The organism is Streptomyces liangshanensis, assembly GCF_011694815.1.
Lineage (GTDB): Bacteria > Actinomycetota > Actinomycetes > Streptomycetales > Streptomycetaceae > Streptomyces > Streptomyces liangshanensis.
In genome coordinates, this window is record NZ_CP050177.1 from 3,950,932 (window position 1) to 3,966,754 (window position 15,823).

At 68.4% G+C, this 15,823-nt stretch carries 13 protein-coding genes and 1 tRNA gene; 5 read left to right on the plus strand and 9 right to left on the minus strand.

Annotation, left to right across the window (positions count from 1 at the left end):
- Positions 1-19: 19 nt before the first annotated feature.
- The 9 genes from HA039_RS17025 to dnaA form a co-directional block, all read right to left on the minus strand.
- A tRNA-Ile gene (locus HA039_RS17025) sits at positions 20-93 on the minus strand.
- Positions 94-151: 58 nt separating this feature from the next.
- Positions 152-751 carry a DUF3566 domain-containing protein gene (locus HA039_RS17030; RefSeq protein WP_167030372.1) on the minus strand — a complete coding sequence of 200 codons (600 nt, stop codon included), beginning with the start codon at positions 749-751 and terminating at the stop codon, positions 152-154.
- 87 nt (positions 752-838) lie between these two features.
- Positions 839-3,535: a DNA gyrase subunit A gene (gene gyrA, locus HA039_RS17035; protein ID WP_425086353.1), complete on the minus strand. Its 2,697-nt coding sequence runs from the start codon at positions 3,533-3,535 to the stop codon at positions 839-841.
- A gap of 51 nt (positions 3,536-3,586) precedes the next feature.
- Positions 3,587-5,668: a DNA topoisomerase (ATP-hydrolyzing) subunit B gene (gene gyrB, locus HA039_RS17040; protein ID WP_167030375.1), complete on the minus strand. Its 2,082-nt coding sequence runs from the start codon at positions 5,666-5,668 to the stop codon at positions 3,587-3,589.
- Between the two features lie 521 nt (positions 5,669-6,189).
- Positions 6,190-6,738 (minus strand): DciA family protein, encoded by a 549-nt coding sequence (locus HA039_RS17045; RefSeq protein WP_208298812.1) that lies wholly within the window; start codon positions 6,736-6,738, stop codon positions 6,190-6,192.
- Between the two features lie 50 nt (positions 6,739-6,788).
- Positions 6,789-7,955: a DNA replication/repair protein RecF gene (gene recF / locus HA039_RS17050; protein ID WP_167030378.1), complete on the minus strand. Its 1,167-nt coding sequence runs from the start codon at positions 7,953-7,955 to the stop codon at positions 6,789-6,791.
- 41 nt (positions 7,956-7,996) lie between these two features.
- Positions 7,997-8,881, minus strand: a complete 885-nt coding sequence (gnd, locus tag HA039_RS17055) for a phosphogluconate dehydrogenase (NAD(+)-dependent, decarboxylating) (protein ID WP_167030381.1) — start codon at positions 8,879-8,881, stop codon at positions 7,997-7,999.
- A gap of 77 nt (positions 8,882-8,958) precedes the next feature.
- Positions 8,959-10,089 (minus strand): DNA polymerase III subunit beta, encoded by a 1,131-nt coding sequence (gene dnaN, locus HA039_RS17060; protein ID WP_161310319.1) that lies wholly within the window; start codon positions 10,087-10,089, stop codon positions 8,959-8,961.
- 828 nt (positions 10,090-10,917) lie between these two features.
- On the minus strand, positions 10,918-12,681 hold the full coding sequence (gene dnaA, locus HA039_RS17065; RefSeq protein ID WP_167030383.1) for a chromosomal replication initiator protein DnaA: 1,764 nt from the start codon (positions 12,679-12,681) through the stop codon (positions 10,918-10,920).
- Positions 12,682-13,041: 360 nt separating this feature from the next.
- Between dnaA and rpmH the strand changes: the two genes are divergently transcribed.
- Genes rpmH through HA039_RS17090 form a run of 5 tightly spaced genes read left to right on the plus strand, consistent with a single transcriptional unit; the run spans position 13,042 to position 15,755 of the window.
- Positions 13,042-13,179 (plus strand): 50S ribosomal protein L34, encoded by a 138-nt coding sequence (rpmH, locus tag HA039_RS17070; RefSeq protein WP_030354375.1) that lies wholly within the window; start codon positions 13,042-13,044, stop codon positions 13,177-13,179.
- 18 nt (positions 13,180-13,197) lie between these two features.
- On the plus strand, positions 13,198-13,569 hold the full coding sequence (gene rnpA, locus HA039_RS17075; RefSeq protein ID WP_167030385.1) for a ribonuclease P protein component: 372 nt from the start codon (positions 13,198-13,200) through the stop codon (positions 13,567-13,569).
- Positions 13,566-13,925 (plus strand): membrane protein insertion efficiency factor YidD, encoded by a 360-nt coding sequence (yidD, locus tag HA039_RS17080; protein WP_167030387.1) that lies wholly within the window; start codon positions 13,566-13,568, stop codon positions 13,923-13,925. The genes rnpA and yidD overlap by 4 nt, the downstream gene beginning before the upstream one ends.
- Positions 13,926-13,928: 3 nt before the next feature.
- Positions 13,929-15,230 (plus strand): membrane protein insertase YidC, encoded by a 1,302-nt coding sequence (yidC, locus tag HA039_RS17085; protein ID WP_167030389.1) that lies wholly within the window; start codon positions 13,929-13,931, stop codon positions 15,228-15,230.
- Between the two features lie 15 nt (positions 15,231-15,245).
- Complete coding sequence (locus HA039_RS17090; protein ID WP_161311682.1) at positions 15,246-15,755, plus strand: Jag family protein; 510 nt, start codon at positions 15,246-15,248, stop codon at positions 15,753-15,755.
- Positions 15,756-15,823: the final 68 nt, after the last annotated feature.

Below are 15,823 nucleotides of genomic sequence, written 5' to 3' on the forward strand. Positions count from 1 at the left end.
CTGGGGGTCTTCACGCGGGTGGGGCTAACAGGATTTGAACCTGTGGCCTCATCCTTATCAGGGATGCGCTCTAACCAACTGAGCTATAGCCCCGCGCTGCCCCTGAAGATTAGCGCACTCCGGGGCCAGCCCCAAAATCGATAGCCGCTGCTCACTCGTCCTCGGCGAGCGTGAGCTCGACACCGCCCACGAAGCCCGCCGACAGGTTGTAGATGAAGGCGCCCAGCGTCGACAGCGCGGTGGCCAGCACCACGTCGATCACCGCGATGACCGACGTGAAGACGAGCACCCGCGGCAGCGACAGGAACGACTGGAGATCGAAGCCGTTGGACTCGTTGGAGCCCGTGGCCTCACTGATCGTGCCGCCCACCGTCGTGAAGACGCCCATGGCGTCCATGACCATCCACAGCACCGCCGCCGCGACGACCGTGCACACGCCCAGCGCGATGGAGAGCAGGAAGCTGACCTTCATCACCGACCACGGATCGGCCTTGGCCACCCGCAGTCGCGCCTTGCGTGTACGAGGGGTCGTACGGGCCCCTGTCCTCGGCAGACGCACCGCCGAGGCCGGCGCCCCGGCGGAAGCCCCCGCGACGCCCTGGGAGGCGCCCGCGAGGCCCTGCTGCCCGCCCTGCGTCCCACCCGCAGGCGAGGGATACGCCTGCGGCGGGTGATAAGGCTGCGCGGCCGACTTCGACTGCTCAGCGCCGTACGTATCGAACGGGGGCTGCTGCCCCCGGGTGTCCGTCACCGCAACCCCCTGGGAGTCCGTGGCAGGGCCACGAGCACCGTTCCCTCCGGAAGCGGCCGATCCGGCGCCCGTGGCTCCACTCACGCTTTACTCCTCGTGCTCCCCTGCCGAAGGCTGAGTGCCCTCGGCGACCTCGGCCGTACGCGGCACCTCGCCCGTACCGGCCTCTGCCGTGCCCGCCTCGGCGGCCTCCGGGTCACCCACCCCGTCGACCTCCTCGGCCTCACGGCCCGCCTCGGCGTTGCGGGCGACGCCGACGACGGCGTCCCGCTTGCCCAGGTTGATCAGTTGAACGCCCATGGTGTCACGGCCGGTCTCCCTGACTTCGTTGACTCGCGTGCGAATCACACCGCCGCCCAGGGTGATGGCAAGGATCTCATCCGTCTCCTCGACCACCAACGCGCCCACCAGGGAACCTCGGTCCTCGACAATCTTGGCAGCCTTGATGCCGAGACCACCACGTCCTTGGACGCGATATTCACCCACCGCGGTTCGCTTCGCGTACCCACCATCTGTGGCGGTGAAGACGAACGTACCCGGCCTGACGACATTCATCGACAGCAGTTCGTCGCCTTCGCGGAAGCTCATCCCCTTAACTCCCGATGTGGCGCGCCCCATCGGCCGCAACGCCTCGTCGGTCGCCGTGAACCGGATCGACTGCGCCTTCCTACTGATGAGCAGCAGATCGTCCTCCGCCGACACCAGCTCCGCGCCGATCAGTTCGTCGTCCGCGCCCGACTCCGTCTCCCGGAGGTTGATCGCGATGACACCGCCCGACCGCGGGGAGTCGTAGTCCTTGAGCGGCGTCTTCTTCACCAGGCCGCCCTTGGTCGCCAGGACCAGGTACGGCACCGCGTCGTAGTCGCGGATCGCCAGGATCTCCGCGATCTGCTCGTCCGGCTGGAACGCCAGCAGGTTCGCCACGTGCTGGCCGCGCGCGTCCCGCCCGGCGTCCGGCAGTTCGTACGCCTTGGCCCGGTACACCCGGCCCTTGTTGGTGAAGAACAGCAGCCAGTGGTGCGTCGTCGAGACGAAGAAGTGGTCGACGATGTCGTCTTCCTTGAGCTTCGTCCCCCGCACGCCCTTCCCGCCGCGCCGCTGCGAGCGGTAGTCGTCCGTCTTCGTGCGCTTCACATAGCCGCCGCGGGAGATCGTGACGACGATGTCCTCCTCGGCGATGAGGTCCTCGATGGACATGTCACCGTCGAAGGGCACCAGCTTGGAGCGCCGGTCGTCGCCGAACTTCTCGACGATGACGGCCAGTTCCTCACTGACGATCTGGCGCTGCTTCTGCGGCGACGCCAGGATCGCGTTGTACTCGTTGATCTTCAGCTGGAGTTCGTCGTGCTCCGCGACGATCTTCTGCCGCTCCAGGGCCGCCAGGCGGCGCAGCTGCATCTCCAGGATCGCGTTCGCCTGGATCTCGTCGATCTCCAGCAGGCCCATCAGGCCCGTACGCGCGATCTCGACCGTGTCACTGCGCCGGATCAGGGCGATCACGTCGTCGATCGCGTCCAGCGCCTTGAGCAGGCCGCGCAGGATGTGCGCCCGCTCCTCGGCCTTGCGCAGCCGGTACTTCGTGCGCCGGACGATGACCTCGATCTGGTGCGTCACCCAGTGGCGGATGAACGCGTCCAGGGACAGCGTGCGCGGCACCCCGTCGACCAGGGCCAGCATGTTCGCGCCGAAGTTGTTCTGCAACTCGGTGTGCTTGTACAGGTTGTTCAGTACGACCTTGGCGACCGCGTCCCGCTTGAGGACGATCACCAGGCGTTGGCCCGTACGCGAGGACGTCTCGTCACGGACATCGGCGATCCCGCCGACCTTGCCGTCCTTGACCAGGTCCGCGATCTTCTGCGCGAGGTTGTCCGGGTTGGTCTGGTACGGAAGCTCCGTGACGACCAGGCACTGGCGGTTCTGGATCTCCTCGACCGCCACCACCGCGCGCATCGTGATCGAGCCACGACCCGTGCGGTACGCCTCCTCGATGCCCTTGCGGCCCACCACCAGCGCGCCCGACGGGAAGTCGGGGCCCTTGATGCGCTCGATCAGCGCGTCGAGCAGCTCTTCGTGCGAGGCGTCCGGGTGCTCCAGCGCCCACTGCGCGCCGGCCGCGACCTCCCGCAGGTTGTGCGGCGGGATGTTGGTGGCCATGCCGACCGCGATCCCGGCGGAGCCGTTGATCAGCAGGTTCGGGAACCGCGCCGGCAGGACCGTCGGCTCCTGGTTGCGGCCGTCGTAGTTGTCCTTGAAGTCGACGGTCTCCTCGTCGATGTCGCGGAGCATCTCCATGGACAGCGGCATCAGCTTGCACTCGGTGTACCGCATCGCGGCCGCCGGGTCGTTGCCGGGAGAACCGAAGTTGCCGTTCGAGTCCACCAGCGGCATCCGCATCGACCACGGCTGCGCGAGGCGGACCAGCGCGTCGTAGATCGAGGAGTCGCCGTGCGGGTGGTACGTACCCATGACGTCACCGACGACGCGGGCGCACTTGTAGAAGCCCTTCTCGGGCCGGTAGCCGCCGTCGTACATCGCGTACAGCACCCGGCGGTGCACGGGCTTCAGACCGTCCCGTACGTCCGGCAGCGCGCGCGACACGATGACGGACATCGCGTAGTCGAGGTACGAGCGCTGCATCTCCGTCTCGAGCCCGACCGGCTCGACGCGCATCGCCAGGCCCTCCACCGGGGTGACGGACTCGACGATGAGGGGGGCGTCGGGGGCGCCCGCTCCGTCCCCGTTCTCGGGGGTGTCGGCGTTCTGGGGGGTGTTCTCGTCGGCCATTGCTGGTCAGTGTTCCTTTCGGCCTTTTCGAATCCGTCAGCTGAGACCGACTCAGATGTCGAGGAAGCGGACGTCCTTGGCGTTGCGCTGGATGAAGGAGCGCCGGGCCTCGACGTCCTCGCCCATCAGGACCGAGAACAGGTCGTCGGCCTGGGCCGCGTCGTCCAGGGTGACCTGGCCGAGGACGCGGTGGTCCTGGTCCATGGTCGTGATGCGCAGCTCTTCGGCGTTCATCTCGCCCAGCCCCTTGAAGCGCTGGATCGAGTCCTCGCGGGCCCGCTTGCCGTTCTGCTTGCCCAGTTCCACCAGGGCGTCGCGCTCACGGTCGGAGTACGCGTACTCGAAGTCGTCCTTGCCCCACTTGATCTTGTAGAGGGGCGGGCGGGAGAGGTACACGTGCCCGGCCTCGACCAGCGGCCGCATGAAGCGGAACAGGAAGGTCAGCAGCAGCGTGTTGATGTGCTGTCCGTCGACGTCGGCGTCCGCCATCAGAATGATCTTGTGATAGCGGAGCTTCTCGATGTCGAAGTCCTCGTGCACACCCGTGCCGAACGCCGAGATCAGCGCCTGCACCTCGGTGTTCTGGAGGATCTTGTCGATCCGCGCCTTCTCGACGTTCAGGATCTTGCCGCGGATCGGCAGGATCGCCTGGTACATCGGGTTACGGCCCGACTTCGCCGAACCGCCGGCGGAGTCACCCTCGACGATGAAGATCTCGCACTTCGACGGGTCGTTCGACTGGCAGTCGGACAGCTTGCCCGGCAGGGACGCCGACTCCAGCAGGCCCTTGCGGCGGGTCAGGTCACGCGCCTTGCGGGCCGCGACCCGGGCCGTGGCGGCCTGGATCGACTTGCGGATGATGTCCGCGGCCTCGGTCGGGTTACGGTCGAACCAGTCCGTCAGGTGCTCGTGCACGATCTTCTGCACGAACGTCTTCGCCTCGGTGTTGCCCAGCTTCGTCTTCGTCTGGCCCTCGAACTGCGGCTCGCCCAGCTTCACCGAGATGATCGCCGTCAAGCCCTCGCGGATGTCCTCGCCGGCGAGGTTGTCGTCCTTCTCGCGCAGGAACTTCTTCTCCCGCGCGTACCGGTTGACCAGGCCCGTCATGGCCGCACGGAAACCCTCCTCGTGCGTACCGCCCTCGTGCGTGTGGATCGTGTTCGCGAAGGAGTACACACCCTCGCTGTACTGCGCGTTCCACTGCATCGCGATCTCGACCGACAGCAGCCGTTCCTTGTCCTCGGCCTCGATGTCGATGACCGTGGGGTGGATCAGCTCGCCCTTGCGCGAGTTCAGGTACTTCACGAAGTCGACGATGCCGCCCTCGTAGAAGTACGTGACCGTACGGACCTTCTCTTCCTCGGTCTTCTCCGCGGCGTCCGTACCCGCCACGTCCGCGCCCGCGACGGCCTTCGCCGACTCGCGCTCGTCCGTCAGCGTCAGGGTGAGCCCCTTGTTCAGGAACGCCATCTCCTGGAACCGCCGCGACAGCGTCTCGAACGAGTACTCGGTCGTCTCGAAGATGTCCGGGTCGGCCCAGAACGTCACCGACGTACCGGTCTCGGCCGTCTCCTCGTTCTGCGCCAGCGGGGCGGTCGGCACACCGAGCTTGTAGTCCTGCGTCCAGCGATGACCGTCGGTCCTGACCTCCACGGCGACCTTCGTCGACAGGGCGTTCACGACCGAGACGCCGACGCCGTGCAGACCGCCGGAGACGGCGTAACCGCCACCGCCGAACTTGCCGCCCGCGTGCAGCACCGTCAGCACGACCTCGACGGCCGGCTTGCCCTCGGACGGGACGATGCCCACCGGGATACCGCGCCCGTTGTCGATCACACGCACCCCGCCGTCGGCGAGGATCGTGACGTCGATGGTGTCCGCGTGACCCGCCAGGGCCTCGTCGACGGAGTTGTCGACGACCTCGTACACCAAGTGATGCAGACCACGCTCGCCGGTCGACCCGATGTACATCCCGGGGCGCTTGCGGACCGCGTCGAGGCCCTCCAGCACGGTGATGGCACTGGCGTTGTACGAGGAGGTCACCTCACCGTGCTCGCCAGTGGTCGAGGCGGACGGAGTCTTCTCTTTGGGGTTGCCGGAATCGGCCACGAAGCGCCCTTTCTGGCACAGCACAGGCCGTTCACCGGCACGCGGGAGCGGCTGCGTCGTTCGGCTTGTAGCGACGTCTCCCGCAAGCACAGCGGGATTTTCCATCAGTCTACCGGTAGCGCCGACCCGAATGGGGGTTTGCCGGTACCTGAGTCCGCATGTGCCGCCCTGAATGAGCGCCGACCGACTCCCCATATTCGGGAAGGGGCTCCAAGAGGCTCACACGGGCATTGAGCGCTTCTGCCTGTCAACCTTCCGCTACGGTGAGGGACGCCTCACTCTCCCCGCACGCTTTCCCAGGTCACAGCGCTGCCGGAGCCGAACGTGAGGACGAACGGAGAGAAACGCGCGGAGGAACGCACCACACCGCGCACCCGGCGCCGCACGGCGACCGCCCCCGTACCCCCTCGGGACCGCCCCGGCGCACGCGCACACCGCTGACCTGCGCGGATCAGGAATGGCCGGGAATCGGACGCGGACCGGCTCAATCAGACACGTACGAGGGGCTCCCGGGGCGCGCACCGAACCGCCACGGACCCCACACCTCATCCGTACGTGTCGCCGGGACCCTTGCTCCCCGGCGCCCGCAGCCGGCCGTACCGCTGCGGCGGACCCGTCGGCCCCAACACCTTGATCACCCGTACGGTGCCGTGCCCCAGGTCCTCGTTCAACCGCGCCACCAGACGCGGCGCCAGCAACCGCAGCTGCGTCGCCCACGCCGTCGAGTCGCACTGCACCGTGAGGACCCGCTCGTCCTCCTCGTACTTCTGCGGCACACAGTGCTTCGCCACGTCGTCCCCGACGATCTGCGGCCACCGGCCCATCACCCCGCCCACGGCCGCCGGCGCCTCCCAGCCCCGCTCCGTGATCAGCCGGCTGATCGCCGCGCCCAGCGGCAACGGATCACGCCCGTCCGCCCGCGCCCCCGACCGCAGCCCCCCACCCCGCCTGGCCTGCTTCTTCTGCTGCGCGGCATCCCCACGCGCCCGCGCCTGCTCCTTCGCCGCCCGCAACGCCACCCGCGCCAGGTCCACCCCCGACGACTCCGGCGGCGCCGGCACACCCGCCGCCCCGCCCCCGTCGGCCACCGGCAGCTCAGGAGGCCTCTCCGACCCCCCGGCCCCGCCACCCCGCCGCACGCCGCTCACGCCCGCTCCACCGCGCCGCCGGCCACCACGAACCGCGTCCCCGCCAGCACCCCCGGAACGTCGTCGCCCACCGCCGCCGTCACCAGCACCTGCTCACCCGGCGCCACCAGCTCCGCCAGCCGCTCCCGCCGCCGCGCGTCCAACTCCGCGAACACGTCGTCCAGCACCAGCACCGGCTCGTTGCCCTCGGCCCTCAGCAAGTCGTACGAAGCCAGCCGCAGCGCCAACGCGAACGACCACGACTCCCCATGACTGGCGTACCCCTTCGCGGGCAACTGGCCCAGCTTCAGCACCAGATCGTCACGGTGCGGCCCGACCAGCGTCACCCCGCGCTCGATCTCCTGCTTCCGCACCTCCGCCAGCGCCGCGAGCAACCGCTCGTACAGCGCCTCACGCCCGTGACCCAGCCCCGCGCCACCCCCGCCGTCCGCTCCGTCTGCGGACCCATCCGCCTCGACGGCCGACGAGCGGTACTCCAGCCCCACCGGACCGCCCCCGGGCGCCACCTGCTCGTACGCCTTGTCCGTCAGCGGACGCAACGTCTCCACCAGGTCCACCCGCTGCGCCAGCAACTCCGCGCCCACCCGCGCCAGATGCTGGTCCCACACGTCCAGCGTCGACAGGTCCATGCCCCGCCCGCCGTGCCGCCGCGCCATCGCCGCCGACTTCAACAACGTGTTGCGCTGCCTCAGCACCCGGTCGTAGTCCGACCGCACCCCCGCCATCCGCGGCGACCGCGCCGTCACCAGCTCGTCGAGGAACCGCCGGCGCTCACCCGGATCGCCCTTCACCAGCGCCAGATCCTCCGGCGCGAACAGGACCGTCCGTACGATCCCCAGCACATCCCGCGGCCTGACCTGCGACGACCGGTTGATCCGCGCCCGGTTCGCCCGGCCCGGATTCAGCTCCAGCTCCACCAGCTGCGACCGCTCGCCCTGCGTCACCGCCGCCCGGATCACCGCCCGCTCCGCGCCCGCCCGCACCAACGGCGCGTCGGACGACACCCGGTGACTGCCGAGCGAGGCCAGATACCCGACCGCCTCGACCAGATTCGTCTTCCCCTGCCCGTTCGCCCCCACGAACACGGTGACGCCCGGGTCGAGCGGAACCTCGACCCGGGCGTACGACCGGAAGTCGGCCAGCGACAGATGCGTGACGTGCATGGATGTGCGCCGGCCTCCCCGGTGGAGCTACTGCGGTGGAGCTACTTCGCCTGCTTCGACTCGACGGAGTGCCCGCCGAACTGGTTACGCAGCGCCGCGACCATCTTCATCTGCGGCGAATCGTCCTGACGCGACGCGAACCGCGCGAACAGCGACGCCGTGATCGCGGGCAGCGGCACCGCGTGGTCGATGGCCGCCTCGACCGTCCACCGGCCCTCGCCCGAGTCCTCCGCGAAGCCCTTCAGCTGGTCCAGGTGCTCGTCGTCGTCCAGCGCCTTGACCGCTAGGTCCAGCAGCCAGGAACGGATGACCGTGCCCTCCTGCCACGACCGGAAGACCTCACGGACGTCCGTGACCGAGCCGACCTTCTCCAGCAGCTCCCAGCCCTCGGCGTAGGCCTGCATCATCGCGTACTCGATGCCGTTGTGAACCATCTTCGCGAAGTGGCCCGCCCCGACCTTGCCCGCGTGCACCGAGCCGAAGTCACCCTCCGGCTTGAGCGCGTCGAAGATCGGCTGCGCCTTCGCGACGTCCTCCGGCTTGCCGCCGTACATCAGCGCGTAGCCGTTCTCCAGGCCCCAGACCCCGCCCGAGACACCGCAGTCGACGAAGCCGACGCCCTTGATGCCCAGCTCCACGGCGTGCTTCTCATCGTCCGTCCAGCGGGAGTTCCCGCCGTCCACCACGACGTCGCCGGGCGACAGCAGGCCGGCCAGCTCGTCGATCGTGGACTGCGTCGCCGCACCGGACGGGACCATCACCCACACGACCCGGGGGCCCTTGAGCGTGCTGACCAGCTCTTCGATGCTGTGTACATCGGAGACGTCCGGGTTGCGGTCATATCCGACGACGGTGTGGCCCGCGCGGCGAATGCGCTCGCGCATGTTGCCGCCCATCTTGCCGAGACCGATGAGACCGAGCTCCATCAGTGGTTCCTTAAGCGTCGAGGCGATTCGTACCCGCGCCCGAGCCTACGCCCGGACGCCTCCACTCACCTGTGGGGTCAGCCGCTCAGGCGAACCGGCATGATGAGGTACTTGTACGCTTCGTCCGCCTCGGCCTTGACATCCGCCTTGCCGCTGAGCAGCGCCGGCTTCGTGGACGTCGTGAAGGACAGCTGCGCCACCGGCGAGTCGATCGCGCTCAGGCCGTCCAGCAGGAACGTCGGGTTGAAGGCGATCGAGATGTCGTCGCCGTCCAGCTGCGCGTCCACCCTTTCCACAGCCTGTGCGTCGTCGCTGGAGCCCGCCTCCAGGATCAGCACGCCCTGCTCGAAGCTCAGCCGCACCGGCGTGTTCCGCTCGGCGACCAGGGCCACGCGCTTGACGGCCTCCACGAACGGGGCCGTCTCGATCACCGCGATGGAGTTGAACTCCGTCGGGAACAGCGTCCGGTACTTCGGCAGGTCGCCTTCGAGCAGCCGGGTCGTCGTCCGCCGTCCCGCGCCCTCGAAACCGATCAGCCCCTCGCCCGCGCCCGCCCCGGAGAGCGCCAGGGTGACCGTGTCACCGCTGGTGAGCGCCTTGGCGGTGTCCAGGAGCGTCTTGGCGGGCACCAGCGCGACCGCGGAGATGTCCGCCGCCTCCGGCTTCCACAGGAACTCCCGGACCGCGAAGCGGTAGCGGTCCGTCGAGGCCAGCGTGACCGTGTCGCCCTCGATCTCGATCCGCACACCGGTCAGCACCGGGAGCGTGTCGTCGCGGCCCGCGGCGATGGCGACCTGGGAGGCGGCCGAGGCGAAGATCTCGCCGGGGACGGTGCCGGTGGCCGTCGGCATCTGCGGCAGCGCCGGGTACTCGTCCACCGGCAGGGTGTGGAGGGTGAACCGGGACGAGCCGCAGACCACGGTGGCCCGTACGCCGTCCGTGGAGATCTCCACGGGGCGGTTGGGCAGGGCGCGGCAGATGTCCGCGAGCAGCCGGCCCGAGACGAGGACCGTGCCGTCCTCCTCGACCTCGGCGTCCACCGAGACGCGGGCCGAGACCTCGTAGTCGAAGCTGGAGAAGCTGAGGGCGCCTTCCTCGGCCTTCAGCAGCAGGCCTGCGAGTACCGGCGCCGGGGGCCGTGCCGGGAGGCTCCGGGCCACCCAGGCCACCGCCTCGGCGAGTACGTCGCGCTCCACCCGGATCTTCACCGGAACCGCCTCCTGCTGTTGCTCGCTCGTCCTGCCGGCCTTCGTCGTCGGCCCTGATGCCGGGGACCAGTCTGACGTACGGCACCGACAGTCCGTGCTGCTGCGGGTCAAGTCGGGGCGAGGGCGGCGGAGAGCTTCCTCGCCGACTTGTGCACAGGCCCCACTTCGAACCGGATCCCTCGAGAACTCTTAGTGGGAGTAGTAGTAGGGCCTGTGGAAACCGTGGATAACGTCGTTTGCGCAGGTCAGCCCCGCTTTTTTGTCCACCGACCCTGTGGGCGGTATCCGTGGACAACCGGGTCTCTCTGTGGACGGGCGAAAGTTGTGCACACCCCATGCACAGGACAGGGGGACTTCTCCCCAGCGCCGTCCCCAGCTTTACCCACGTTCCCCACAGCCCAACCGACCTCCTCGGTGTGACGCCTTTCACTCGACTCAGCGATCCCGGGCGTTTTGTTGCCGAACAGTGGACAGGCCTGTGGGGAAGTTGTGGGTAAGAGGGCCTGCCCTGTGGGCCGCCGGTGGACAACGTCTTCCCGCCCCTGTGGACAGAAATTTCGTCCACAGGCTGTGGAGAACTGTCACGCACAATTCCACAGGCGCCTGACCAGCCACGATAATCCCGCACCCGCCTTGCCTGTGGAAGCGTTCTGGACAACTTCCGGGGTCCCCAGGCTGTGGACGGAAGATCACCCCCAGGTCTGTGGAGAAGTCGCCCGAAGCGCCCGGTGTTCGAACAGCGGGCCCCGGCGGCGACGCGCCGGGAACGGCGAAGGGCGTCCGGGAAGTGCTCCCCGGACGCCCTCGGAGGGGGTCTGGCCGCCCCTGTCAGCCGTTCTTGATGCGGTTCGTGAGCTCCGTGACCTGGTTGTAGATGGACCGCCGCTCGGCCATCAGCGCCCGGATCTTCCGGTCCGCGTGCATCACGGTCGTATGGTCCCGCCCGCCGAACTGCGCCCCGATCTTCGGCAGCGAGAGATCCGTCAGCTCCCGGCAGAGGTACATCGCGATCTGGCGGGCCGTCACCAGGACCCGGCTGCGGGACGACCCGCAGAGGTCCTCCACGGTCAGCCCGAAGTAGTCCGCGGTCGCCGCCATGATGGCGCTCGCCGTGATCTCCGGGGCCGCGTCCTCGCCCCCCGGGATCAGGTCCTTGAGGACGATCTCCGTCAGGCCGAGGTCCACCGGCTGCCGGTTGAGCGAGGCGAACGCGGTCACCCGGATCAGCGCGCCCTCCAGCTCCCGGATGTTGCGCGAGATCCGGGACGCGATGAACTCCAGCACCTCCGGCGGCGCGTTCAGCTGCTCCTGCACCGCCTTCTTACGGAGGATCGCGATACGCGTCTCCAGCTCGGGCGGCTGCACATCGGTGGTCAGCCCCCACTCGAAGCGGTTGCGCAGCCGGTCCTCCAGGGTGATCAGCTGCTTGGGCGGCCGGTCCGAGGACAGCACGATCTGCTTGTTCGCGTTGTGGAGCGTGTTGAACGTGTGGAAGAACTCCTCCTGCGTCGACTCCTTGCTCGCCAGGAACTGGATGTCGTCGACCAGGAGGATGTCGACATCCCGGTACCGCTTCCGGAAGGTGTCGCCCTTGCCGTCCCGGATCGAGTTGATGAACTCGTTCGTGAACTCCTCCGAGCTCACGTACCGCACCCGCGTCCCCGGATAGAGGCTGCGCGCGTAGTGCCCGATCGCGTGGAGCAGGTGGGTCTTGCCGAGCCCGGACTCCCCGTAGATGAAGAGGGGGTTGTACGCCTTCGCGGGCGCCTCGGCCACCGCGACCGCCGCCGCGTGCGCGAACCGGTTGGAGGCGCCGATGACGAAGGTGTCGAAGAGGTACTTCGGGTTGAGCCGGGCATGCGGCTCCCCGGGCCGCGGCGCCGGCGCGGACTGCGGGCCCACCGGTCCCGGCGCCCCCCGGTGCCGGCCCCCGCTCGGCCCGCCGCCGTGCTGGGGCGACTGCGGGTCCTGGAGGTCGTGCCGCTCGTGCTGCTGCTCGTACTGCGAGCGGTCGGGGCCCTGCGGCTGCCGGTAGTCGTGCTGCGGCTGCTGGGGGTGGGTGGTGGCGTACGGATCGCGGTCCTGGTAGCCGCCGAGCCGGGGCTGCCAGGACAGGTCGTCCTGGGTCTGCGGCCAGACACCGGGATCGGGGCGCTGGCGCTGCTGGTAGTCCGGGTAGGCCGGGCGCGCCGACGGCATCCCGTCGTCCGGCGGGCGGTGACCGTAGTTGTCGTATGTATCTGTCTGCCGCTGCTCGTCGTGGAGCGAGGACTGGTAGCGGTGCTGCTGCGGTACGGCGGGGGCGGGCGCGGGCTCGCCGGCCGTCTCGTCCACGGTGATCGCGATCCGGATGGGCCGGCCGCACTCGTGGCTCAGGGTCTCGCTGATCAACGGGGCGAGGCGGCCCTCCAGGACCCGCTTGCCCCATTCGTTGGGGACGGCGAGCAGCGCCGTGTCGGCGACCAGCGCGAGGGGCTGGCAGCGCTCGATCCACTGCTTGTCCTTGGGCTCCACCCCCTGCTGGCCCTCCCTGAGGAGCTGCTCCAGCACTCGTGGCCACACTGCGGCAAGATCGGCAGGTACATCAGCCACAAGGCACGCTCTCTCACAGGTCCCACGAAGACGGGGCTCTCGGGACGGGGTGGGAAGACCGGCGGAAACGAAACCGGAGTTCAGCCACGGTAGTCAGGCCGGGGTCCGACGTTCAAGTTGTTGTCCACAGGCTGTGCACAATGGGAGGTGGCAGCTCACTGGTTTGACCGGATGGCGTAGCCGCGCGTACCGTGACCAGGTCGAGTTGTCGATGGCTGCTGCCGCCTGCCTCCGATGGGCAAAGATCACGATCTGTGGTTGTGAAGCGGTGCACTCGGGCGTGGACGCGAGCTTCTCGTGGGCGCACGGTGACAGCCAGGCGACGCCCCGCCATCACCTTTCACTTTCTGGAGCCCTCGAGTGAGCAAGCGCACCTTCCAGCCGAACAACCGTCGTCGTGCGAAGACCCACGGCTTCCGTCTGCGCATGCGTACCCGTGCCGGTCGTGCGATCCTCGCGACCCGCCGTGGCAAGGGTCGCGCCCGTCTGTCCGCCTGATCACCTACAGGTCATGACGTGCTGCCTACCGAGAATCGGCTGAGGCGGCGCGAGGACTTCGCGACCGCGGTACGCCGGGGACGCCGGGCCGGACGCCCGCTTCTTGTCGTCCATCTACACAGCGGTGCAACGGACCCGCACGCGCCTGGGGAGAGCGCTTCCCCGGCACGTGCGGGTTTCGTCGTGAGCAAAGCTGTGGGCGGCGCGGTGGTACGGACCCGGGTGAAGCGAAGACTTCGCCATCTCATACGCGACCGACTGCTTGAGCTGCCCCCCGGTAGCCTGGTTGTCGTACGGGCGCTACCCGAAGCGGGTGGCGCCGAATATGAACGACTGGCCCGAGACCTGGACGCCGCTCTTCAGCGGCTGCTGGGAGGGGGCACGCGATGAAGTACCCGCTGCTGGCTCTGATCAAGCTGTACCAGTGGACGATCAGCCCGCTTCTGGGCCCTGTCTGCCGGTACTACCCGTCGTGTTCGCACTACGGGTACACGGCCATCGACCGGCATGGCGCGGTGAAAGGCACGGCGCTGACCGCCTGGCGCATTCTGCGGTGCAATCCGTGGTCGCCGGGTGGTGTGGACCATGTCCCACCGCGCAAGCGCCCGCGTTGGCACGAGCTGCTGCGCACCGCGTGGCGCGGCGACAAGGGCGGGCACTCCGTCGCCGGCGTGCCTTCCGGGGCGTCGGCCCCCGAACCTCCCAGTCCGGCCGCAGAGACCTCGCCCAAAGCTCAAGGAGCCTGATTAGTGGACACGATTGCCGGATTCTTCAGTTTCATCACCACGCCAGTCTCGTGGGTCATTGTCCAGTTCCACAGTCTGTACGGCGCGATCTTCGGGCCCGACACGGGCTGGGCCTGGGGCCTGTCCATCGTGTCCCTGGTGGTACTGATCCGGATCTGTCTGATCCCGCTTTTCGTGAAGCAGATCAAGTCGACCCGGAACATGCAGGTCCTTCAGCCCAAGATGAAGGCGATCCAGGAGCGCTACAAGAACGACAAGCAGCGCCAGTCCGAGGAAATGATGAAGCTGTACAAGGAGACGGGTACCAACCCGCTCTCCTCGTGTCTTCCGATCCTGGCGCAGTCCCCGTTCTTCTTCGCGCTCTACCACGTGCTGTCGAGCATCGCCAACGGCAAGACGATGGGCGTGATCGACCAGGGCTTGCTGGACAGTGCCCGTAAGGCGCACATCTTCGGCGCCCCGCTGGCGTCGAAGTTCCTGGAGAGCAGCGCGAAGGTCGACGCGCTGGGCGCTTCGCTGACCAACGTGCGGATCGTCACAGCGATCATGATCCTTCTGATGTCGGCGTCGCAGTTCTACACGCAGCGCCAGCTGATGACGAAGAACGTCGACCTGACGGTCAAGACGCCGTACATGCAGCAGCAGAAGATGTTGATGTACATCTTCCCGGTCATCTTCGCCGTCACGGGCATCAACTTCCCCGTCGGTGTCCTCGTCTACTGGCTGACCACCAACGTGTGGACCATGGGCCAGCAGATGTACGTGATCAACCAGAACCCGACACCGGGCAGCAAGGCGCAGGACGCGTACCTCGGGCGTCTGCTGAAGAACATCACGACGCACGAGCAGGTCACGTCCAAGCGGAAGCGCACCATCGTCGGGGCGATCGTGGCCAAGGGGCCCGACCGCAACGACAACGAGCGTAAGTTCTTCCTGAACCTCGCGAAGGCGGGTCTGGTGCCCCAGGCCGACGGCACGGTCGCCAAGAGCGACACGGTGGCTGCCGAGGCCGAGGTGGGTGCCGCGGCGGCCAGGCGGCAGCAGCCGAAGCGTCTGACCAAGGCGCAGCGCCAGGCGGCGGCCGCCCAGGCGACGGCGGACCAGAAGCCTGCCGGTTCCGCGCCGGAGCACAAGGCGGCGGACGACGCCGCTCCCGCGGCGAAGACCTCGCTGGAGAAGCAGGACGAGCCGCGGGACTCCACGTCCAAGCCGTCGGGCAAGCCCGCCGCCGGTTCCTCCCCACGCCAAGCCAAGGCGGGACAGCGCAAGGGCCAGCAGCGGCCCAAGCACCCCTCCAAGAAGTAACGAAGGAGTCCATCCGTGACGGAAGGCACCATCTCCGCCGCCGCCGAGGGGGGCGACACCCTGACCCGCCTGGAGCAGGAAGGGGAGATCGCGGCCGACTACCTCGAAGGCCTGCTCGACATCGCCGACCTCGACGGTGACATCGACATGGACGTCGAGGCCGACCGGGCCGCGGTTTCGATCATCAGCGACAGCGGCCGGGACCTCCAGAAGCTCGTGGGGCGTGACGGCGAGGTCCTGGAGGCGCTCCAGGAGCTGACGCGGCTCGCGGTGCACCGGGAGACCGGGGACCGCAGCCGGCTGATGCTCGACATCGCCGGTTTCCGGGCGAAGAAGCGCACCGAGCTCGCCGAGCTGGGTGCGAAGGCCGCGGACGAGGTCAAGTCCACCGGTGCCCCGGTGAAGCTCGATCCCATGACGCCTTTCGAGCGCAAGGTCGTGCACGACGCGGTCGCGGCCGCGGGTCTGCGCAGTGAGTCCGAGGGCGAGGAGCCGCAGCGCTTCGTCGTGGTCCTCCCTGCCTGATCGCCCCTCTCTTTTCGGCCCCGCCCTGTTCGCAGGCGGGGCCGAATTTTGTCAGCCTGTTAGTCAGC